Below are 24344 nucleotides of genomic sequence, written 5' to 3'. Positions count from 1 at the left end.
CCTTTAAGTCTTGAAAAGTTTACTCACCAAGGATTTAAGGCAAGGTACAAGATTTACAGTATGCTCCGCAAAGAGTTGTATTAGTCACTTCCACGTAACTTACGTGTATTGTCAACTAAACTTTGAGCAAATTGGTCAAATCGTTGAGACAGTTTTTCATCTAATAATTTACCTTCAGGACTAAAGGCTTTCCACACTTGCCCGATAGAAACCTGCTCTGGAATTACCCATCCGTGGACCCATCTTATGATTAACCGCAGATCATTGAGAGCGTTACTATTAGGTTGTCCCCCTAACACGCTAATCAATCCTGTTACCTTACCAGACAGTTCCGTAAAGCTCATCAAATCAAGGGCATTTTTGAGAACACCACTAACACCGCCGTGATACTCTGGCGTTACTAAAATTAACCCATCAGCCTGACTCACCGTATCTTGTAGCTTCTTAACGTCTGGGTAATCGGGATACTCATCCCCACCATTGCAAAAAGGCAAATGTAATTCCCGCAAGTCAAGAAGTTCAACCTCTGCGCCTAGAGCTTCTACCCGTTGTGCGGCTAAAAGCAACGCCTCGTAAGAGTACGAGTCAGGTCTTAAACTACCGGATATACCAACAATTTTTACCATAGTTAATCCACACAATCCTAATCAGCTTAAATATTTTTGACTCTCTCAAAAGATAGGTATTTGAGAAACGGAATCATTATGACTATGTTTATATCTTACCTATTTGTGACATAATATGTCAAACTTCTGCTTCAGCAGATTTTTCTGTTATGAGGCAATCATTATTCTTTCCTATCCGCCTCAATGCTCAAATTGCCGAATGTGCTCAAAAGTCAGTAGTCTAGAGTTATCGCAATAACACGGCTAGTAGCAGCATATATCGCAAGGGACTTGGGAATGATATTTTTGGAAGCTACACTAGAAGATTAGAAAACAATTATTTTGAACGCTTGCGAACAAAAACAGCATAAAACTAGTTCTCTAAGCTTAGAGCGGTAAACAAAGGGTAATTTTTATGAAAAATTCTGGGAAAAAGACACCTATGAAAAAGCAACAGACAAAACGTGCAGCTTTGACCGGAACACTTGCTGCTAGTTTGATGCTTTTGCCAGGAATTTTAGGGGGAAATCCCGCACAGGCGCAAAAACCAGAGCGGGAGCCCCTAACTTATGGTCAATTGCTTCAGAAAACTGATAAGGGAGAAGTAAAAAAAGTAGAGCTTGACGAAACCGAACAGATTGCAAGAGTCTATTTAGAAGGACAGAAACCAGATTCACCACCGCTACAAGTAAGGCTTTTAGATCAAAACACAGAGTTAATTAATAGACTTAAAGAACATAAAGTAGATTTTGAGGAAGTTTCCTCTGCTAATAGCAGAGCTGCCATAGGGCTTTTAATTAATCTTATGTGGATTTTGCCACTAGCTGCCCTAATGCTATTGTTCTTACGCCGTTCTACCAACGCTTCTAGTCAAGCAATGAACTTTGGCAAAACCAGAGCTCGTTTTCAAATGGAAGCAAGAACCGGAGTAAAATTTGACGACGTAGCAGGTATTGAAGAAGCCAAAGAAGAACTGCAAGAAGTTGTCACCTTCCTTAAACAACCAGAAAAATTCACTGCTGTTGGCGCGCGCATTCCTAAAGGTGTACTGTTAGTTGGTCCTCCAGGAACTGGTAAGACTCTATTAGCAAAAGCTATTGCAGGAGAAGCAGGTGTACCATTCTTCAGTATTTCTGGTTCTGAGTTTGTAGAAATGTTCGTTGGTGTAGGTGCATCTCGCGTGCGTGATTTGTTTAAAAAAGCCAAAGAAAACGCCCCCTGTTTAATCTTTATTGATGAAATAGACGCTGTGGGACGACAAAGGGGTGCAGGGATTGGTGGTGGAAACGACGAGCGGGAGCAAACCCTAAACCAGCTGCTTACTGAAATGGATGGCTTTGAAGGTAATAATGGTATTATCATTATTGCTGCCACTAACCGCCCAGATGTACTAGATGCAGCGCTGCTGAGACCAGGAAGGTTTGATCGACAAGTGATTGTTGATGCACCAGACCGAAAAGGTCGATTGGAAATTTTAAAAGTCCATGCTCGTAATAAAAAAGTTGATCCATCAGTTTCTCTAGAAGTTGTTGCTCGCCGTACACCAGGCTTTACAGGAGCAGACTTAGCTAATTTGCTTAACGAGGCAGCAATTCTTACAGCACGTAGGCGCAAGGAAGCAATTACACCAATAGAAATTGATGATGCTATTGATCGACTGACAATTGGGCTAACTCTCAACCCACTTTTAGACAGTAAGAAAAAGCGACTGATTGCTTATCATGAGGTAGGACACGCTCTATTAGCAACACTTTTAGAACACTCCGATCCTCTAAATAAAGTAACAATAATTCCCCGCTCTGGTGGGGTTGGTGGCTTTTCGCAGCAGATTCTTAATGAAGAGATAATTGACAGTGGTCTTTATAGTAAAGCTTGGCTCGAAGACAAGATAACAATAGCACTAGGAGGGAAAGCATCAGAAACAGAAGTTTTTGGTGAAGATGAAGTTACAAACGGGGCAAGTGATGATCTGAAAAAGGTCACAACTCTCGCTCGTCAAATGGTGACTATGTACGGTATGTCTGAGTTAGGATTAGTGGCTCTTGAAACTCAGAATAGTGATGTGTTTCTTGGTCGAGATTGGGTGAATCGCTCAGAGTATTCTGAAGAAATGGCAACTAAAATTGATCAACAAGTACGAGCGCTAACAGTTGCTTGCTATCAACAAGCCTGTCGTATAATTCGTGAAAACCGAGCGTTAGTAGACCGTCTTGTAGATTTGTTAGTAGAACAGGAAACAATTGAAGGCGATGAATTCCGGAAAATAGTTGCGGAATACACCCAGCTACCTGAGAAACAATTAGTCGCAGAAGTAGCAGGCAAAAGGTAAACAATGAGTTCGTAGTTGGGCTTTAGCCCTCTAAAGCCTAACCACAAACCATCCAATTCCTGTTCCTAATTGGCAGTACAATTTAGGAGTATTGTCAATTAAATCCTGAGAAGCATATCTCACGTCTATGAAACTGTGGACACCAAACCAATCTGTGAAAAACGGCAGATTTGTAATACAAAAAGTGCTGGGAGGAGGTGGATTTGGTGTAACCTATAGCGCAGTAGAACAACGAAGTGGAAAGTTGTGTGCAATCAAAACCCTTAACCCATTGCACCAAAATGAAGAAAACTTTCCCGAAAAACAAGAAAAATTCGTAAACGAAGCGATAAAGTTAGCGAGTTGTCAACATCCCCACATAGTCAAAGTATATGAAGTGATACAAGAAGAAGGAATGTGGGGAATGGTAATGGAATACATAGAAGGAGAAGATTTAGGGGTATACGTTGATAAACATGGTTTCCTGTCAGAAACAGAAGCACTACGTTACATAGATCAAGTGGGACAAGCATTAGAGTATGTCCATAAGCAGGGGTTTTTACACAGAGATATAAAGCCAAATAATATTATTCTACGAAGTCAGAGAACAGAAGCAGTATTAATAGACTTTGGACTCGCCAGGGAATTCACAATAGGAAAAACCCTGAGCATGACAAGCGCGAGAACAGAAGGGTATGCACCAATAGAGCAGTATGAAAGACAGGGGCGATTTACAGCAGCAACAGATGTATATGCATTAGCTGCAACGTTGTATGCATTAGTGACAGGAGTTGTACCGTTTCCGTCTAATTATAGAAAGTATGCAGAATTACCGCCACCAAAACAACATAACCCAGAAATTAGTGACAGAGTGAACGATGCAATAATGACAGGGATGGGGATAGAACAGCAAGACCGTCCCCAGACAGTGAGGGAATTTAGAGAATTGCTGGGAGTTGTGAAAACACCAGAACCGAGGTTTGGCTTTGAGGTTGTTATAGTCAACAGTCGAGGAGAAATAATCAACAGAGAAAGCAAACAAGCGAAATACTACAGTGAAGAATTAGGCAATGGTATCACCTTAGAAATGGTGGAAATAAAAGCTGGTAGATTTACAATGGGTGCGCCAGAGACAGAAGAAGGTAGTAGGGAAACTGAACGTCCACAACACGAAGTCACAGTTCAAGACTTTTTCATGGGGAAATACCCTGTAACACAAGCACAGTGGCGAGAGGTTGCAGGTCTTCCTCAAGTGAACCGAGAACTCAAACCAGACCCATCACATTTTAAAGGAGAAAATAATCCGGTTGAGCGTGTTTCGTGGTACGATGCCGTAGAATTTTGCTCGCGCCTGTCTGCAAAAACAAAGAGAACTTATCGCTTACCTAGTGAAGCCGAGTGGGAGTATGGATGTAGAGGAGGGACAAAAACGCCGTTTCATTTTGGTGAAACGATAACGACCGATTTAGCGAATTATCACGGTATAGATTGGGAAAAACGCGGATGGTTAGGTTCCTATGCTCTAGGTACTAAAGGAATCTATCGGGAAAAAACAACTCCTGTTGGTAGCTTTGGCGTAGCCAATGGGTATGGGTTATATGATATACACGGGAATGTATGGGAATGGTGTGCAGACCATTGGCATAATAATTATGAGGGAGCACCTACAGATGGCACTGGTTGGTTAGATAATGATAATTATTCTCATTTACGTCTGCTGCGCGGCGGTTCGTGGTTCAGCTATCCTGGGAACTGCCGTTCTGCTTCTCGCAACTTCCAGATCCCCGCCTTCGTCATCTACGATTTCGGTTTTCGGGTGGTGTGCGGTGGTGGTGCGGCGAGGACTCTTTAGCACTTTGCCCTTTGCACTTCTTTCTCTTTGACCTTTTGAGCGTAGCGATCAAATTTTTTTCAAAAATCGACCTTAATTAAAAACTATTTCTACAGATTAGCATAAAAACTTTATTATATACATCACCAATAGCCTTTAACCGAATCATATTCATTAAGCAATCGATGGCAGACGAGAAACCTAGAGCAGATAACGACAGTCCGTGGAAAGAAATTCTAGAAGCTTACTTTCCCCTAGCCATAGAATTTTTTTTCCCACAAACAGCAGCATTAATTGACTGGTCTAAACCCCATGAATTTCTAGATAAAGAATTTCAACAAATAGCCAAGGAAGGAGAAATTGGCAGAAGATACGCAGATAAATTAGTAAAAGTGTGGCTGTTAGGGGGAGAGGAAATTTGGTTGCTCATACATGTAGAAGTGCAAGCCACATCAGAAGCAGCTTTTGCAGAAAGGATGTTTTCTTACAATCTACGGATTTTTGACAGATTTAAAAAACCAGCAATCAGTCTGGCGATTCTGTGTGACACAAATCATGATTGGCGACCAAACCAATACAGCTATGATTATCCAAATACGCGGCTGAGTTTTGAATTTGGTATTGTGAAGCTTCTGGATTACGAAAAAAAATGGGCGGAACTAGAGACAAGTGACAATCCATTTGCAACGGTGGTAATGGCACATTTAAAGACACAACAGACAGCCAAAAAACCCCAAGATAGAAAAAGATGGAAATTTAGCCTGATCAGACGATTATATGAATTAGGCTGGCAGGAGAAGGATATTCGTAACCTATATAGATTTATCGATTGGGTTATGATTTTACCAAGACAATTGGAAACAGAGTTTTGGCAAGAGTTAAAACAATTTGAGCAGGAGAGTCGTATGAGCTACATGACTACTGGTGAGCGCATTGGCTACGAACGAGGAAAAGAAGAAGGACAAGCCGAAGGACAAGCCCAAGGACAAGCCCAAGGACAAAAATTGCTTATTCTCAAGCTGCTACGAAAAAGGTTAGGAGAATTACCACAACAGGTGAACTCCCAAATTGAATCTCTGACCCTAGAGCAATTGGATACACTAGGGGAGGTATTGTTAGATTTTACATCAACTGCGGATTTACGCAACTGGTTGGAAGCAAATCCGCCAGAGTCATCCAATAATTTATGAGCAACGAGAAACCAAGAGCAGATAACGACAGTCCGTGGAAAGAAATTCTGGAAGCTTACTTTCCCCTAGCCATAGAATTTTTTTTTCCACAAACAGCAGCATTAATTGACTGGTCTAAACCCCATGAATTTCTAGATAAAGAATTTCAGCAAATAGCCAGAGAAGGAGAAATCGGCAGAAGATATGCAGATAAACTAGTAAAAGTGTGGCTGTTAGGGGGGGAGGAACTTTGGTTACTCATACACGTAGAAGTGCAAGCCACATCAGAAGCAGCCTTTGCAGAAAGGATGTTTTCTTACAATCTGCGGATTTTTGACAGGTTTAAAAAACCAGCAATTAGCCTGGCGATTTTGTGTGACACAAACCATGATTGGCGACCAAATCAATACAGCTATGATTATCCAAATACGCGGCTGAGTTTTGAATTTGGTATTGTGAAGCTCCTGGATTACGAAAACAAATGGGCGGAACTAGAAACAAGTGACAATCCATTTGCAACGGTGGTAATGGCACATTTAAAGACACAACAGACAGCCAAAAAACCCCAAGATAGAAAAAGATGGAAATTTAGCCTGATCAGACGATTATATGAATTAGGCTGGCAGGAGAAGGATATCCGTAACCTATATAGATTTATCGATTGGGTTATGATTTTACCAAGAGAATTGGAAACAGAGTTTTGGCAAGAGTTAAAACAATTTGAGCAGGAGAGTCGTATGAGCTACATGACTACTGGTGAGCGCATTGGCTACGAACGAGGAAAAGAGGAAGGACAAGCCAAAGGACAAAAGTTGCTTATTCTCAAGCAGCTACAGAAACGGTTAGGACAGTTACCACAACAGGTTAACTCCCACATTGAATCTCTGACACTAGAGCAATTGGATACACTAGGGGAGGCATTGTTAGATTTTACATCAACTGCGGATTTGCGCAACTGGTTGGAAGCAAATCCACCAGAGTCATCCAATAATCTATGAGCAACGAGAAACCAAGAGCAGATAACGACAGTCCGTGGAAAGAAATTCTAGAAGCTTACTTTCCCCTAGCCATAGAATTTTTTTTTCCACAAACAGCAGCATTAATTGACTGGTCTAAACCCCATGAATTTCTAGATAAAGAATTTCAGCAAATAGCCAGAGAAGGAGAAATCGGCAGAAGATATGCAGATAAACTAGTAAAAGTGTGGCTGTTAGGGGGGGAGGAACTTTGGTTACTCATACACGTAGAAGTGCAAGCCACATCAGAAGCAGCCTTTGCAGAAAGGATGTTTTCCTACAACCTGCGAATTTTTGACAGATTTAAAAAACCAGCAATTAGCCTGGCGATTTTGTGTGACACAAACCATGATTGGCGACCAAACCAATACAGCTATGATTATCCAAATACGCGGTTGAGTTTTGAATTTGGTATTGTTAAGCTTCTGGATTACGAAAACAAATGGGTGGAGCTAGAAACAAGTGACAATCCATTTGCAACGGTGGTAATGGCACATTTAAAGACACAACAGACAGCCAAAAAACCCCAAGATAGAAAAAGATGGAAATTTAGCCTCATCAGACGATTATATGAATTAGGCTGGCAGGAGAAGGATATTCGTAACCTATATAGATTTATTGATTGGGTTATGATTTTACCAAGAGAATTGGAAACAGAGTTTTGGCAAGAGTTAAAACAATTTGAGCAGGAGAGTCGTATGAGCTACATGACCACTGGTGAGCGCATTGGCTACGAGCGAGGACAAGCCAAAGGACAATATGAGCATGCAAAAGCACTTGTTTTAAGGCTACTACAAAAACGGTTAGGAGAATTACCACAGCAGGTAACAGCGCACATCGAGTCTCTGACCCTAGAGCAATTAGATACATTAGGGGAGGCATTGCTAGATTTTACATCAACTGCGGATTTGCGCAACTGGTTGGAAGCAAATCCACCAGAGTCATCCAATAATCTATGACCGAAGAGAAACTTTGAGCAGATAACGACATTCCGTGGAAAGAAATTCCAGAAGCTTACTTTCCCCTAGCCATAGAATTTTTTTCCCACAAACAGCAGCATTAATCGAATGGTCTAGACCCCATTGGTAAACTTATTTCTGCTAATTCAGTAACCTTACTCGACACGTTTGAAATTTAACTGCGTTAATATGTAGCAGAAAACATATCCACTACGGTATTACACGGTGAGTTATGAACTAAATGCTCATTAAAACATACTTAACAATTAACCAGCCAGAAGTTGGGAAGTTGATTCATAAGCTGTGTCCTTGATCTCAAGTCTGTCTATCCGCCCTCTTTTCCAAGCTTGCAAGAGGGGGAAAGCTTATGTGTACGTCAGTAGGACTTGATATGAGTTGGGTTGACAGAAAAACAGTTTGCCATAGAACTAGGTGTCATCTATTCCACAATTAACCGTTGCGAAAATCGACGCACCAAGCCTTAATCAATGGTTTTGAAGCAGGATCGAGGCAATGCTGCAATATATAGGTGATCAGAGCAAGAATTGACTGACGAAGCACTTGAAGAGGGTAGTCATGCTTATGCAGATATAATGTGGCGATCTGCCTTTGGCGGCAGCGCTTCTCTTCTCCTATCGGAGACGCTGCGCGTAGCTTGCTTCCCCGTAGGGGTACGAGACGCTTCGCGAACGCTATCGCATGATTGCGGCTCTTTCAGAGCAGATTGCCCATACTACAAACTCAAGCAAGAAGTACAGACCATAACATTTCTCAGTATATATTGACCACTGCCCAAACTAACTAGCTTATAGATGATGCTACCTCTTCATACAGCACAAAAGATTATCAGATTTACCCAAACCTTGAACGAGTCTCTCAATCGACCTGTGGTATTCGGGATTGTGATATTCTCAATGTTGTGCAGCTATGAGAATGCGATTGCTCAAACTCTCAATCCTCAAAGGTTGCCCTCAGTTCAGTTAGAAAAGCTTCCTGCCACTCCATTACCCTCAAATGAACTGCTTCCACCTTTGAAACTACCTAACCAACCTGTTTCTGCGCCAGATGATCCAAATGCCAGATTTCGAGTTGATCGTATTGAAGTTGTTGGTAGTACAGTTTTCACTCCAGAACAGTTTGCTAGTGTCACAATACCCTTCGTTAAACGGGAGCTATCATTTGCAGAGTTGTTAGAAGTGAAAAATGCTATCACAAAACTTTATGTTGATCACGGTTATGTCACAACAGGAGCATTGATTCTACCGCAGACAATAGAAGCTGGGGTCGTCAAAATTAAAGTCATTGAGGGTAGTTTGCAAGATATCAAGATCATTGGCAATCGACGATTACACAGTGAATACATTCGCGATCGCATCCGACTTGGTGCTGGAAAACCTCTAAATGTACCACACCTGCTAGAAAAGCTACAACTCCTCCGGCTCGATCCCCATATTCAAAGTTTATCGGCGGAGTTGCAGACGGGTGTGCATCCGGGAACCAATGTGTTACAAGTTGAGGTAAAAGAAGCCAACACCTTCAACCTCACAGCAACTCTAGATAATGGGCGATCGCCAAGTGTAGGTAGCTTTCGCCGTGGAGTACAGTTACAAGAAACGAATTTATTGGGTTTTGGTGATACTCTCAGCGTAGGATATACCAATACTGATGGCAGTAACACGATTAATGCCAACTACAAATTGCCGATTAATGCCCACAATGGGAATCTATGCTTTGATTTCAATCAGGGGTGGAACCACGTTATTGAAAAACCATTCAGCTTACTCGATATTCAATCCACATCCCAATCATATGAAGTAGGCTATCGGCAACCCTTAATACAAAAGCCAACTGAGGAGTTAGCAATAGGGCTGTCGTTCTCCCGTCAGGAAAGCCAAACTGAGTTAGGTATTGATCATATTGGAGCGTTTCCACTGTCGCCGGGAGCAGATGCCAAGGGAAGAACCAGAATTTCTGCTGTACACTTTGTTCAAGAGTATACTCACCGCAGCAATGAGTACGTGTTTGCACTGCGATCGCTATTTGGTTTTGGAGTAGATTGGTTCGGTGCAAACGTCAATCAGAATGCTCCAGATAGCCACTTCTTTGTGTGGAGAGGACAGGCGCAGTGGGTGCGGCAGTTGGCACCAGACACACTATTTTTGGTCAAAGGTGATTTACAATTAGCATCTGATTCTCTCGTGCCGTTAGAGCAAATTGGTCTTGGTGGACAGCTAAGTGTAAGGGGCTATCGTCAAGATGCATTGCTCACGGATAACGGTATGTTGTTTTCAGCTGAATTTCGGTTACCTATTCTCCATACTTCTAAAAGAAGTGGGCTCTTACAAGTGACACCCTTTATTGACGTTGGCAAAGGCTGGAATGTCAACGGTAAAAATCCATCACCGAGTACACTGGTTGGTACTGGGTTAGGGCTGTTGTGGAAACAAGATGACCGTTTTTCCGCCCGCTTAGATTGGGGTATTCCGCTGATATCCGTGGAAGGTCAAAAGCGATCGCTCCAGGAACAGGGGCTGTATTTTTCAGTGGGTTACTCGTTGTGAGAGGTCAAAATGAAAGGGATTTATCTTACCTTGGGTTTACTTAATGGGATCTTGATAGGTGGAATGCCACTACCTGCAAGAGCTCAAGTAATATCAGATGGTACGACTAACACCACTGTTAATCTCAAAGGTAATAATTATAGTATTCTCAATGGTATTGAAAAAGGTAAGAATTTATTTCATAGCTTCAGTAATTTCTCAGTACCTACAGGTAGTGCAGCCACTTTTGATTTAAGTAACACACCAAATATCACAACAATATTCAGTAGGGTTACTGGTGGAAAGGTATCTCAGATTGATGGGTTGATTCGTACAGCAAATAGTAGTAATCCGGTAAGTTTGTTTTTGATGAATCCTGCTGGGATAGTCTTTGGCAAAGGAGCAGCGTTAAATATTAGCGGTTCGTTCGTAGCAACGACAGCAAATAGTATTAAGTTTAGCGATGGCGTGGAGTTTAGTGCAGTTAATGCTGGGAGACCACCATTATTAACGATAAGCGCACCGATTGGATTGCAGCTAGGTAGTTCAGCAAGTCCAATTCAGGTACAGGGGTCAGGGAATGACGCAATTGTACCGACAAAAAATTTAGGTATAGTAGCAAGTCCAGGAAAGACTATCGGCTTAGTTGGGGGAGATATACAATTTACAGGCGGTGTCATAACTGCGCCTGCAGGTCGAATTGAAGTTGGTGCAGTAGGTAATGGGACGGTGAATCTTGTCCAGACACCAGCAGGATGGCAATTTGACTATTCACAAGTGCAAGATTTTCGCTCAGTAAACTTCACACAGCGTTCTTCCTTGTGGAATCCTTATCCTGTGGGGAATCCGTTTGGGGGTATTCAAGTAGTGGGAGGAGATATTCGTCTCGATCAATCCCAAATAGCCGCAGCAACTGCGGGTGGTGGACAAGGGGGTAGTATTACGGTGAATGCAGCAGGCTCGCTGTTTTTGGGAGGAGTCAATCCAAATGCAATGGCACCGAGTGCATGGATTGTCAATCAGGTAGCACAAGGAGCAACAGGAAATGGGGGAGCAGTAAATATTCGCTCAGGACAATTGACTTTGCAAGATGGTGCAGCGATCGAAACCCTAAGCCTGGGTGCAGGAGCAGCAGGAAATATACAGGTTATAGCAGATAGTATTGCAGCCCGTAATGAAGTTGCTATCAATTCTCCACTTGCACCCTTTGGAAGCAGCCGCAGCCGCATTGCTAGTGAAAATTACGCGTCCGGAGGAGGGGGAGATATCAGCATAGTAGCCCGAAAACTAACTCTTGAAAATAGCGCTTTTGTGGGAACAATTGTCTTTCCAGGCGCAACTGGAAGGGGTGGAAATATTTCTGTTGATGTTGCTGATGAAATTGATGCTAGTGGGATCGGTTTAATAACTTTCACCGGTAGTGGGATTGATGCTTACGCGTTAGGTATCGGGGATGGTGGTAATATCAGAGTCTCAACAGGGACATTAAATCTCACAGATGGGGCAACTATTTTTACCTATGCTACCCCCATAGAAGGGATACCAGGTTCGGGTATTGGGGGTGCAGGGAATGTCACGGTAATTGCACGGCAAGCTATCAATATGGTGGGTGTGTCTTCAATTTTACCAACTGACCTGACCTTTATCGGTAGTTTTATTCATAGCCATGGTAATAGTGGCAATCTAACGGTAGTAACACCTATCTTGTCCATGAAAGACGGAGCATCCTTAGGGACAAGTACTATACCTGTACCGGATGGAGACTATCCTAATAATCTCGGGAATAGTGGTAATGTCACTGTAAATGTAGCAGAGCGTCTAACAGTCAGTGGCATTAATAAATTTACGTTGGCTCCGACTAACTTGGGCAGTGGCACCTATGGCGATGGCAAATCAGGCGATGTAACGATCCACACTAATCAATTGTTCGTTACAGATGGGGGAGCAATTACCAATATTACTACTGCTACTGGCAATGCTGGCACTTTGACAATTCAAGCAAACGATATTGTGGTTGAAGGTCAGAATATCAGCCCATCACAGATCGCCGCTAGCGCACCAATCTTAAATAAAACCACTCGTGAAATTTATAATTTACCTGATGTTCCCACAGGAAACATAGGTGTATTGAACATTAATACCCACAATCTCACAGTTCGTAATGGTGGCAATATTAGTGTAACTCATGACGGTACAGGTAATGCTGGACAATTAAACATCCAAGCCGATACAGTCTCCTTAGATACTGGAATACTCTCTGCTTCCACCGCATCTGGAAAAGGAGGTAATATCAATCTCACACTACAAAATATTCTGCTTAGCCGTTATGGTAGTAAAATTACTGCACAAGCAGGCGGCAGTGGTAATGGCGGTAACATCACGATAAATTCCCCCATCATCCTTGGATTAGAAAACAGCGACATTATCGCCAATGCTTTTCAAGGTCGTGGTGGTAACATTAACATCATTACTCAAGGTCTGTTCGGGTTGAAGTACAGTGACCACCTGACCGATAACAGCGACATCACCGCTAGTTCCCAATTTGGTGTTAACGGTACTGTCGATATTCATAATTTTGGTGTAGACCCAAATTCTGGTTTAGTAGAATTGCCAGCCAACGTCACGGATTCATCACAACAAATTGCTACAGGTTGTTCTAATCGTTCTGCCAGTAGTTTTGTAGTAACTGGACGGGGTGGAATTCCTGACAACCCTACTCAACAAATAACGAGCGATCGCACTTGGTCTGATGTGCGCAGTCTCTCTGTATCCGGTAAACCTAACGAAACTCATATCCAAATACCAACATCACCAGAAGTTCTTATTCCAGCTACTAGTTGGCGACGTAATCAACAAGGCAAAATTGAATTGATTGCAGATGATAAAAATGCTCAGGATCAACATTCCTTAAACTGTGCTGTTGTTTCTAACAAATGAACTGGTAACCGATGCGAGTAGATTGGTTCGGTGCAATCAAAAGCGATCGCTATAGAAACAGGGGCTGTATTTTTCAGTGAGTTACTCGTTGTGAGAGGTCAAAATGAAAGCGATTTATCTTACCCTAGGCTTAGTTCATGGAATCTTGATAGGTGGAATGCTACTACCTGCAAAGGCTCAAGTGATATCAGATGGTACGACTAACACCACCGTTAATCTCAAAGGTAATAATTATAGTATTCTCAATGGCATTGAAAAAGGTAAGAATTTATTTCATAGCTTCAGTAATTTCTCAGTACCTACAGGTAGTGCAGCCACTTTTGATTTAAGTAACACACCAAATATCACAACAATATTCAGTCGGGTTACTGGTGGAAATGTCTCTCAGATTGACGGGTTGATTCGTACAGCAAATAGTAGTAATCCAGTGAGTTTGTTTTTGATGAATCCTGCTGGGATAGTGTTTGGGAAAAACGCAGCGTTAAATATTAGTGGTTCGTTCGTAGCAACGACGGCAAATAGTATTAAGTTTAGCGATGGGGTGGAGTTTAGTGCAGTTAATTCTGGGACACCACCATTATTAACCATAAGCGCACCGATTGGATTGCAGCTAGGTAGTTCAGCAGGTCAGATCCAAGTACAGGGGTCAGGGAATGACGCAATTGTACCGACAAAAAATTTAGGGATAGTAGCAAGTCCAGGACAGACTATCGGCTTAGTTGGGGGAGATATACAATTTACAGGCGGTGTCATAACTGCGCCTGCGGGTCGAATTGAAATTGGTGCAGTGGGTAACGGGACAGTGAATCTTGTCCAGACACCAGCAGGATGGCAATTTGACTATTCACAAGTGCAAGATTTTCGCTCAGTAAACTTCACACAGCGTTCTTCCTTGTGGAATCCTTATCTGGTGGGGAATCCACTTGGAGGTATTCAAGTAGTGGGAGGAGATATCCGTTTAGAACAATCTCAAATAGCTGCAGCAACTGTAGGGAATGGACAGGGGGGTAGTATTACGGTGAATGCAGCAGGCTCGCTGTTTTTGGGAGGGGTAAATCCAAAGGCGCAGGCTCCGAGCGCATGGATTGTGAATCAGGTGGCGCAGAGAGCAATGGGGAATGGAGGAGGAGTGAATATTAAAGCACGACAGTTGACATTGCAAGATGGCGCAGCTATTGAAACCCTGACCCTAGGTGCAGGAGCAGCAGGCAATGTGCAAGTGACAGCCGATACCATTGCCGCACGTGGTGCTGTTGCCCTTAAATCTGCCTTAGCTCCCTCTGGTACCAGCATGAGTCGTATTGCCAGTGAAACTTATGCATCAGGAGCAGGGGGAGATGTTACTATAGTAGCCCGAAAACTGACTCTTGAAGATGGTGGTCAAGTAGGGGCAACAGTCTTTCCGGGGGCAACTGGAAGGGGTGGAAATATTTCTGTTGATGTTACTGATAAGATTGATGCAAGCGGGGTCAGTCCCATCGGTTTAACCCCTAGTGGCATCAATGCTTTCACACTTGGCATTGGGAATGGTGGTAATGTTAGGGTTTCGACAGGAACATTGAACGTCACAGAAGGGGCATCAATTATTAGCTTTGCTAGCCGCTTGGCAGGAATACCAGGGACGGGTATTGGGAATGCAGGGGATGTGACGGTGGTAGCAAGGGAAGGTATCAATATGGTGGGTATATCGCCAATCTTACCAACCCAGATGAGCTATGTTGGTAGTTCCACCACTGGCTCTGGCAATAGCGGCAATGTATCGGTGACAACACCGATCCTGTCATTGCAAGACGGAGCCAACTTGGCAACAACGACTGTGCCTGTGATTGGCATCTTTGGAGACCCAAATCAGTCCAATAATGTGGGAAATAGTGGCAATGTCACCGTAAATGTAGCTGATCGTTTAACAGTCAGTGGTATAAATAGGGTTACACTGTCTAATACATTCGTAGGAAGCGGTACCTACAGCAATGGCAATGCTGGGAATGTGACCGTTCACACGAATCAATTGTTGGTCAAAGATGGTGGGGGAGTTTTCAGCGCTACTTCTGCTAGTGGCAATGCTGGGGCTTTGACAATCCACGCAAATGAAATTCTGATAGAAGGTCAGAATCTCCTCCGCCCCGCAGTTATCGGTGTGAGCGCACGAATCTTTACTGAAACAACTCGTCGATTTTATCATCTACCGGATGTTCCTACAGGTAATACAGGTGTGTTGAATATCAATACCCAGAAACTGACGATTCGCAATGGTGGTTATATTGTCGCCGTCAATGATGGTATAGGTAATGCGGGACAGTTAAACATCCAAGCTGATAACATCTCTTTGGATAGAGGGCAAATTAATACTACCACTGCGTCTGGAAATGGCGGTAACATTAATCTAGCGCTAGGAAATATTTTGGTAAGCCGTCATGGTAGTAAAATTACAGCCTCAGCAGGCGGCAGTGGTAATGGCGGTAATATTACAATAGATTCACCCATCGTCCTTGGATTAGAAAATAGCGATATCATCGCCAATGCTTTTCAAGGTCGTGGTGGTAACATCAACATCACTACTCAAGGTCTGTTCGGGTTGAAGTACAGTGACCACCTCACTAATGACAGTGACATCACTGCTAGTTCCCAATTTGGTGTTAATGGTACTGTCGATATTCATAATTTTGGAGTTGACCCAAATTCTGGGCTAGTGGAATTGCCAGCTAACGTCACAGATTCATCACAAAAAATTGCTACAGGTTGTTCTAATCACTCTAGCAGTAGTTTTGTAGTAACTGGACGGGGTGGAATTCCTGATAACCCCAATCAACAACTAATGAGCGATCGCACTTGGTCTGATGTGCGCAATCTCTCTGTATCCGGTAAACCTAACGAAGTTAACACCCAAATACCAACGTCACCAGCAGATCTTATTCAAGCTACTAGTTGGCGACGTAATCAACAAGGCAAAATTGAATTGATTGCAGATGATAAAAATGCTCAGGCTCAACATTCCTTAAACTGTGGTGTTCTTTCTCAGAATTAACTGGTAGAGGTGTGTTATTCAATTTCTTGAGACAAAGAAAAAGCAATATGTACCGTTGTTTCCTGTTGATAGACACTCTTAATTGAGAAGTTACCACCACAAAGTTGGACGATTTTTTTAACGAGTTTTAATCCCATGCCTACACCTTGCTGTTCATACATTTTGCGTTCAAACTGCATGAACGTACCTATTTGTGACATCTGTTCTTCTGTCATACCTCGTCCCAAATCATGGACATAGAGATGTAACATTCCTTCAAGCACCTGACTAGTAATCTTGACAAGTGTCCCAGCATCAGAGAATTTGAGCGCATTATCGACTAATTCGTAAAGGATAATTTCTAAATATCGATCTGATATTGATACATCAGCTTGTTCAATGGCAAATATCAGATCGTTACTGCGATCAACACTTTGAGCAAGAGATTCCAAAGCGTCTCGAATTGCTGCCAATGAAAAGTAAGTTGACTTAGGTTGAATGTTTTGCTGTTGGGATGTTGATAGCTCTAGTTCTAAATAGATCAAGAATCGTTTGGTTAATTTTTCTAGCCTACGAGCCGATTTATCTGCCAAGCCTAAAAATTCAAGGACTTCGGCAGTACTCATGTCGTTAATATCTTCGATAAGTAAGCCGATGATTCCAACAATACCATATAGTGGTGTATTGATTTCATGAGGTAAACTATAAGTTATATTGCCACACATGTGTTCAACGCTGTTTTCCAAGACTTTGATAGTAGCTGCTTGAGTATTTGATAAAGCTTGGATTCTATCGTACTGTTGCTTAATCCTGAGCATTGAATGAATGCGGGCGCGCAGTTCAAGACCATTAACAGGTTTACTGATAAAATCATCTGCACCTGATTTTAGGCACATAGCAAGGTCTTCTTTAGCTGTGAGAGCCGTAACCATGATAATCGGAACTGGTTGCCATTGCGGCATGGCTTTTATTCGCTGGCAGACTTCTATCCCATCAATTCCTGGCATCATCACGTCTAGCAAAATGACATCTGGCTGAAATAGGCTCAGTGATGTGATCGCCTCCTCACCACTGGCGGCATAATGCAATACATAAGCTTGCTCAGTTAGAAGTGTTTCAATAACATCAAAGTTATCAGGTTGGTCATCGATTACTAAAATAGAGGGTGTATTCATTTGTCGTCCTTTGTTGTATTTAAAAGCTGTTGGATAGTGGTAACGAGGTGCTTGAGCTTCACAGGTTTACTCAAGTAGTCACTGGCTCCTGCTTCTAAACAGCGATCGCGATCGCCAGTCATCGCCAAGGCAGTGAGCGCTACAATCGGAGTAAAAACCAAGTTAGGATCGAGTCGCATCTGTCTGATTGCGTTTATACCGTCGATTCCTGGCATTTGGATATCCATCAAAATTAAATCAGGGTGCTCACTTTTAGCAACTTCGATAGCTTGTTGACCGTTGTTTGCCAATAGAATGCGATAGCCCTTGGCTTTGAGGTAACTAGAAATTGTACTGATGTTGGCTTCGTTATCTTCTGCTAGCAAGATTACAGGAGCAAGGCTGATTCTTTCGTTAATGGTTGGGGAGTATACTTGTGAAGTAAGGGATGTTTTATCATCTGCTGTTATTTCCGGTGACAAGGCACAACTGGGAGTATAGGGAAGATCGATCATGAAACAACTTCCTACACCCAGTTCACTGGTTAGTCCAACCCTACCGCCATGGAGTTCGACAATTCGCTTTACTAATGTCAGTCCCAATCCTGTACCTGCATATTGACGATTTAAAGCGCTATCAATTTGGATGAAAGGCTGAAATAGTTTTTTAATATTCTCTGGAGAGATACCAATGCCCGTATCGCTTACGGTAAAGCGCAAGAAGTGTTGCCTTGGTAAATCATTAGCTGAGAGGTTATCGCAAAGCCAGGTAACTTCTAGGGTAATTCGTCCTTTCTCAGGGGTAAATTTTACCGCATTATTGAGCAGGTTAATTAACACTTGGCGAATGCGTCTTTCATCCACAAGCACGTCAGGCAAATTGTTCTGAAGTTTGACTTCAACCTCAATCCCTTTTTGTAGTGCCTGCTGCTTGATAAAGGTTAGGCTAGATTGACACAGATAAGCGACTGAAGCTAGGGTATAATCTGGTTTAATTTGTCCGGCTTCAATTTTTGCCACATCAAGGATATCGTTGATCAACTCTAGTAAATGTGAAGCACTACGCTCCACCATTTGCAATGCTTTGAGTTGTTGCTCATTAAGACTACCAAAGATTTCATCTTGCAGCCCTTCAGCCATGCCCAAAATAGCGTTTAGGGGAGTGCGGAGTTCATGGCTCATGTTGGCTAGGAATTCGTCCTTAAGGCGGGTAGCACGGGCGAGTTCTTGGTTAGAAATGCCCAATTGTTGATTGCTGTTAGTTAGCTTTTCCTCTGCTTGCTGTCGTTCGATAAGTTCTTGGTGTAATTGCTCGTAGAGATTTGCTTGCTGAATTGCGATCGCTAACTGGTTAGACAATTGTTGTGTAAAATCAATTTCAGACTGTTGCCAGTGACGAGTTGTTGCACATTGATGGATGCACAGCAAACCCCACAACTCCTCACCACATAGCAAAGGCATTACCACATTGGCACGCACCTGAAACTGAGCTAAAATGTCTGTATGGCAAGTTGTTACCGTGCCATCATAAATGTCATCGACAACATAAAATCTGCCCTTGCCATAGAGGGATGAATAGTTTTCGCCAAAGCAGTGGTCATGTACCCGAATCGCCACTACTGAAGGAAATCCTTCTACGACTGATTCAGCCATAAATTCGCCGTCGTCAAAGTTGGATTGAGGGTAGAATTTAAAAATGCCCACCCGATCAGCCCCAATGACTTGGCGGATTTCCTGACAAGCAGTGTCGAAAATGGTCTGGAGGTCTAAGGATTGACGAATACGCTGAGTGATTTCCCGCAACAGAGTTTCTCTTTCTACCTGTTGGCTGATAGTTGTCTCTATTTGTTTGCGCTCAGTAATGTCGCGAAAGATTCCCCGCGCCGCTATTGGGATACCATCTTTTAAATGACAATTAACATTTCCATCTACGATGATTTCTCTACCATCTTTGGTCAAGAATCTGGTTTCTATGCTTAAACACATAGAGCCAGTAAATAGACTTAGCATCACTTTGTGCCAATGCACAAGTTCATCCGGATGGATAACCTGATAAATGGACAAATGTTCTAGGTCGACATCACTATATCCCAATGTCTCTTTCCATGCCTTATTGACAAATAAAATACGACCATCCGGAGCTACACTTTGAATCAGATCCGTAGCGTTGTCAAACAGATCTCGCAGTTGAGCTTCTCTAGCTTGTAGTTCTTGAGTTCGCTGTTGTACCCTCACTTCCAAGTCCTGGTTCAAGCGATGCAGCGTGAATTCTATGCGTTTGCGATCGCTCAGTTGCTTTTGCAATTTTTGGTGCGTAGTCACTTGCTGAAGGGCGATCGCTAGATGCACTGATAAGGCTTGCAGCAGTTCAACTTCTGATTCTTGCCAATCACGAGCATACTGGCTTTCAGTAGCATTAAGCAGACCCCAGAGTTGATTACCACACAAAAGCGGTACCAAAATTTTTGACCGAGTATGGAGATGAAGCAGCATCTGGCGGTGACAATCGGACATTTCGATTGCATAGATATCTCTAACAATGCGAACTTGCCCTTGGCGATAAATTTCCCTACAGTTTTCTTTAAAACAAATATCGTTAATGCGCTCACCCACCAGTGATAGTGAGGAGTCAGTTGACTCCGCAACGCCAACCGTTTCCCAATCTGGTTGAAAGTGCCAAATATTAACACGCTCACAGCCCAATACACGCCGCACTTGTTTTACTGTGGTGTCGAGAATAGTCTGCAAACTCAGAGACGAGCAGATTTGTGCAGCGAGTTCTCCCACCAATTTCTCCCGCTCTGCTTTAACTGTGAGAGCTAATGTCCGAGTTTCAACCAGTTGTTCTAGTTCAATAGTACGACTTTCCAGCAAAGCCACTTTTTCTGCTTCTAAAGACACTACTTTTTTTTCCAACAGTTGCGCCAACTTGTACAGTTCTAACGGATTAAGTGCTTTTAGCAAACTGCTTTGAGTGACAATTCCCAATAATTCACCCTCTTTCCCTGTTACCGCCAATCTACGAATTAAGTGTTGTTCCATCAGATCCTGTACTATCCACAGCGAATCGTCAGGTTTCACCGTAAAAATTGGTGTACTCATAACCGCCTGTGCTAGACAAGTTTGTAAGTTTAAACCTAGGGCTTGAAACTCGACAATATCCCGCTCGGTGATAATTCCCACAGGAATTTGCAAAGCTTGAGTTTGGCTACCACGAGATTCTATAATGATGATTGAACTAACGTGGTGTTTCGCCATAAGTTGGGCGATCTCTAGCATGGAACTATCTGGCGCAGCACAAATCACCTCATTTGTCATCACCTCAAACACCAGTCGTAAGCGCAACAGATCTACAGGACGAGAACACTCTCGTAAACTTTCATGGGTTACTAGCCCTACTACCTGTTCCTGATCGTCCAACACAGGTAAGTGGCGAATGGAGTACTGCTGGAGCAAATTAACAGCCGAAAATAGATCAGTAAAATGAGACTCGTACAGGGTGATAACTGAACGGATCATCACTTCCCGAATCGCCACATTCTCCAAGGAACACTGCTGAGCAGACAAGCGCACTACGTCCCGTTCTGTGAAGATACCCAGCAATTTCCCTTCTTCGACAACTAATACGCAGCTTGAACGTGCCTCCAAATACATTTCATCGAGCCGCCCATCTACACTTTTCGTTGTCAGACAACAAGCCCGCACGCCACTCATTTGGGCGATCGCGTCTATCACCGTCGTATCTGGTTCCACTATCAAGGGATGACGGATAATCGCAGGCTTCAATTCTAATGGCGTGACAGTTGTTGCGTGATTAAACATTCATGCGAAGGCAAAGTAATTTCTTCTTTATTGTTCCCATTTACAATAGACAAATTAGCTGCTGCTGAGAAAATCAATTGCTTTACCATTCTTAACTTTCAATGGAAACTGTTGCTACAGTACCATGATGCTAATAAGTTACTGATTACTTGCCTTAACAGCGACTGCTATGTCGATCGTCAAGTTCGTCCAGAGATCGAAGATACATTGCTGTTGCCAGTAACATGGAACGAATGAACCAGAGTTCGAGGTAAATGTTTGATAGTTCAAAACTGTAGCTGGGCAAACTAAGTGTAGTAAATTTCCTAGCATTTGTGCTGTAATTAATTATCCATGACTTTCCACATCAGACAGCGTCGTTGGCTATATATTAGTCTTAGTATCCTAACCCTGTGTTTGGTAGTTACTATTAGGCCAGTCAAAGCATTTCCACCAGCATTATCGAGTTCTTCTAGCCTATCGTCGTCTCAGTCTACCAATTGGCTAGAACAGGGACGGAACTTCTACCAATCAGGACGTTTTGCAGAAGCGATAAAAGCTTGGCAAACAGCAGCACAGCAATACCATTCTCAAGGCGATCGCCTAAACGAAGCCTTGAGCTTAAGTTACCTCTCAGTGGCACAACAGGAACTTAATCAATGGCAACCAGCTCAAGAATCCATTGAGAAAAGCCTGAAACTTTTACAAAATCTTAAGCCTTCTCCTGATGCAATTTTCTGGGCACAGGCACTTAACACTCAGGCGAATTTACAGTTGCATACTGGCAAAGCTGAAACCGCCCTTCAAAGTTGGGAACAAGCTCAAAAATTGTATGAACAAGCAGGCGATAAAATCGGGAGCCTTGGTACCCAAATTAATCAGGCGCAAGCGTTACAAAGTTTGGGTTTCTACCGACGTTCTAAACAACAGTTAGAAAGACTAACTCAAAAGCTCGAAGCAATACCAGATTCTGAAATCAAACTCAGTGGACTGCGATCGCTTGGCTTAGCCCTGCAAATAATTGGTGAACCTAACAAGAGCCAGCAGGTATTACAACAAAGCTTAACAATTGCTCGAAAAATTGGAGCTCAACCCCAATTAAGTTCTATCCTCCTGAGTTTGGGGAAAACCGCCGTTGAGTTGCAGGATCCAAAAACAGCATTTGATAATTTTGAACAAGCAGAACAAGTAGCTATTAACCCGAGCGATCAATTGCAAGCACGTTTAGCTCGTTTGAAGCTTTTCCTTCAGAACAATAAGCCTGAACTTGCTCGTCCACTAGCACTTCAACTGCTACAACAACTCCAAGAACTGCCAGCCAGCCATACCTCGCTCTACGCAGCTATTAATTTTGTTGCAACCCTCAATCGTTTGAAAAGTCCTTCCGAGATTCTACCTCTCAAAGACTTAGCACAACTCATGACAGCAACAGTCCAGTCAGCCCAACAGATCCAGGACACTCAAGCACAAGCCTACGCATTGCATCAGTCGGGACAACTCTACCGACGTACACAACAATGGTCTATTGCAAAAGAGTTAACTCAAAAATCCCTTGATATTGCCCGTCAACTGCAAGCCGATGATATCATTGCTCAATCTGCTTGGCAATTGGGACGGTTGTATCGGCAAGAGGGCGATCGATCAGCCGCAATTACAGCTTACACCGAAGCAGTCAATGCCTTAAAAGCACTACGAGGGGATTTGGTTGCTACTAACCCTGATGTGCAGTTTTCTTTCCGTGAAAGTGTAGAGCCTGTTTACCGGGAATTAGTTGCATTACTTCTGGATAATCAACCAAATCAAGCAGCATTAGCACAAGCACGTGAATTGATTGAGGCACTTCAAATTGCAGAACTTGATAACTTTTTTCGGGAAGCGTGTTTAGACAAAGCTCAGCAGATCGATCAAGTTGATCGGAGTGCAACTGTTATTTATCCTATTATTCTGCCAGATCGTTTAGCAGTGATTGTGTCTAAAGTAGGACAACCACTTCGTTATTATGTCACTTACAAATCTCAAGCTGAAATTGAGAAAACTTTAGATGATCTAATGGTTGCGCTTAACCCTGTCTCAGACTCAAAGGAGCGAGAACGATTGTCACAACAAATATATGATTGGCTAATTCGTCCTGCCGAAATAGATCAAGCATTTAAAGATATTAAAACGTTGGTGTTTGTTCTAGATGGTCGGTTACGCAACATTCCAATGACAGCGCTCTATGATGGCAAGCAATATTTGATCGAGAAGTATGCTGTTGCCCTTTCTCCTGGATTGCAACTGATAACGACTAGATCATCCGAAAACAACAAGATAGCAGCAATTATAGGCGGTATCAGTCAATCTCATGCTGGCTTTAGTGCTTTGCCGGGTGTGGAATTAGAAGTGAAACAAATTTCAAAAACGGTGATCTCTTCGACGTTGCTGAATCACAAATTCACAAGTCTTGCTCTCGCTGAGCGTCTGAAGTACAGTAATATTGACGTTGTTCACTTAGCAACCCACGGACAATTTAGTTCTCGCCTCGAAGATACATTCTTGCTGACTTGGAATGGACAAGTTAACGTTAAGGAATTGTCCGAACTTCTCAAAGATCGTGGTAAAGATCGATCTAAACCAATCGATTTGCTGGTGCTAAGTGCTTGTGATACAGCCGCAGGGGATGATCGCGCTGTTCTTGGACTAGCAGGCTTAGCAGTGAAATCTGGTGCCCGCTCAACCATCGCAACTTTGTGGCCCATTAAAGATCAGGCTGCTGCAATGCTCATGGCTCGCTTTTATCATGAACTGCAACGACCTGGAATCACTAAAGCCGAAGCACTGCGCCAAGCACAAATAAACCTAATTCACCAAACTGATTTCCACGATTCTTTCTTTTGGTCTGCCTTTGTTTTAGTAGGGAATTGGCTCTAGTTCAGTAGAAATACGGTTTTTTCTTATCAGAAAATAACTTGCGTTAATAGAGATTTAGTCAAATTTTGTCTATTCTGACGGCAAAGTTTAAGTTATCTTAGACTTAATCTT

Annotated in this window: 13 protein-coding genes; 10 read left to right on the top strand and 3 right to left on the bottom strand. The window is 42.8% G+C overall.

Features of this window, described 5'->3' with window-relative positions:
* Nucleotides 1-80: 80 nt before the first annotated feature.
* On the bottom strand, nucleotides 81-626 hold the full coding sequence (locus tag G4P69_RS00525; RefSeq protein WP_208341513.1) for an NADPH-dependent FMN reductase: 546 nt from the start codon (nucleotides 624-626) through the stop codon (nucleotides 81-83).
* A gap of 394 nt (nucleotides 627-1020) precedes the next feature.
* Between G4P69_RS00525 and ftsH the strand changes: the two genes are divergently transcribed.
* The 8 genes from ftsH to G4P69_RS00485 all read left to right on the top strand — a co-directional run bounded on the left by ftsH (nucleotide 1021) and on the right by G4P69_RS00485 (nucleotide 16390).
* On the top strand, nucleotides 1021-2934 hold the full coding sequence (ftsH, locus tag G4P69_RS00520) for an ATP-dependent zinc metalloprotease FtsH (protein ID WP_208341514.1): 1914 nt from the start codon (nucleotides 1021-1023) through the stop codon (nucleotides 2932-2934).
* Between the two features lie 127 nt (nucleotides 2935-3061).
* On the top strand, nucleotides 3062-4765 hold the full coding sequence (locus G4P69_RS00515) for a bifunctional serine/threonine-protein kinase/formylglycine-generating enzyme family protein (RefSeq protein ID WP_208341515.1): 1704 nt from the start codon (nucleotides 3062-3064) through the stop codon (nucleotides 4763-4765).
* Nucleotides 4766-4929: 164 nt separating this feature from the next.
* Nucleotides 4930-5934, top strand: coding sequence for a DUF4351 domain-containing protein (locus tag G4P69_RS00510; protein WP_208341516.1), 1005 nt, complete (start codon nucleotides 4930-4932; stop codon nucleotides 5932-5934).
* Complete coding sequence (locus G4P69_RS00505) at nucleotides 5931-6911, top strand: DUF4351 domain-containing protein (protein WP_208341517.1); 981 nt, start codon at nucleotides 5931-5933, stop codon at nucleotides 6909-6911. Before G4P69_RS00510 ends, G4P69_RS00505 begins: the two co-directional genes overlap by 4 nt.
* Nucleotides 6908-7888 carry a DUF4351 domain-containing protein gene (locus G4P69_RS00500; RefSeq protein WP_208347966.1) on the top strand — a complete coding sequence of 327 codons (981 nt, stop codon included), beginning with the start codon at nucleotides 6908-6910 and terminating at the stop codon, nucleotides 7886-7888. Before G4P69_RS00505 ends, G4P69_RS00500 begins: the two co-directional genes overlap by 4 nt.
* A gap of 914 nt (nucleotides 7889-8802) precedes the next feature.
* Complete coding sequence (locus G4P69_RS00495; RefSeq protein ID WP_243902635.1) at nucleotides 8803-10449, top strand: ShlB/FhaC/HecB family hemolysin secretion/activation protein; 1647 nt, start codon at nucleotides 8803-8805, stop codon at nucleotides 10447-10449.
* 9 nt (nucleotides 10450-10458) lie between these two features.
* Nucleotides 10459-13365, top strand: a complete 2907-nt coding sequence (locus G4P69_RS00490) for a two-partner secretion domain-containing protein (protein WP_208347963.1) — start codon at nucleotides 10459-10461, stop codon at nucleotides 13363-13365.
* A gap of 103 nt (nucleotides 13366-13468) precedes the next feature.
* Nucleotides 13469-16390: a two-partner secretion domain-containing protein gene (locus G4P69_RS00485; protein WP_208344793.1), complete on the top strand. Its 2922-nt coding sequence runs from the start codon at nucleotides 13469-13471 to the stop codon at nucleotides 16388-16390.
* A gap of 14 nt (nucleotides 16391-16404) precedes the next feature.
* On the opposite strand, the gene G4P69_RS00480 is transcribed toward G4P69_RS00485, so the two are convergent.
* Nucleotides 16405-17544 (bottom strand): hybrid sensor histidine kinase/response regulator, encoded by a 1140-nt coding sequence (locus G4P69_RS00480; protein WP_208344795.1) that lies wholly within the window; start codon nucleotides 17542-17544, stop codon nucleotides 16405-16407.
* The gene (locus G4P69_RS00475) at nucleotides 17541-21344 is read right to left on the bottom strand and encodes a GAF domain-containing protein (protein WP_208347960.1); all 3804 of its coding nucleotides are present in this window, start codon (nucleotides 21342-21344) and stop codon (nucleotides 17541-17543) included. The genes G4P69_RS00480 and G4P69_RS00475 overlap by 4 nt, the downstream gene beginning before the upstream one ends.
* Between G4P69_RS00475 and G4P69_RS00470 the strand changes: the two genes are divergently transcribed.
* Entirely contained in the window at nucleotides 21333-21581 is a 249-nt protein-coding gene (locus G4P69_RS00470; RefSeq protein ID WP_208347942.1) for an NACHT C-terminal helical domain 2-containing protein, read from the top strand. The genes G4P69_RS00475 and G4P69_RS00470 overlap by 12 nt on opposite strands.
* A 96-nt stretch (nucleotides 21582-21677) precedes the next feature.
* On the top strand, nucleotides 21678-24233 hold the full coding sequence (locus G4P69_RS00465) for a CHAT domain-containing protein (protein ID WP_208347941.1): 2556 nt from the start codon (nucleotides 21678-21680) through the stop codon (nucleotides 24231-24233).
* Nucleotides 24234-24344 lie beyond the last annotated feature (111 nt).

It is taken from the genome of Aetokthonos hydrillicola CCALA 1050, from assembly GCF_017591665.1.
Taxonomy (GTDB): Bacteria; Cyanobacteriota; Cyanobacteriia; order Cyanobacteriales; family Nostocaceae; genus Aetokthonos; species Aetokthonos hydrillicola.
The sequence above is the reverse complement of the archived record's forward strand: the minus strand, read 5'-3'. Positions and strand labels throughout refer to the sequence as shown.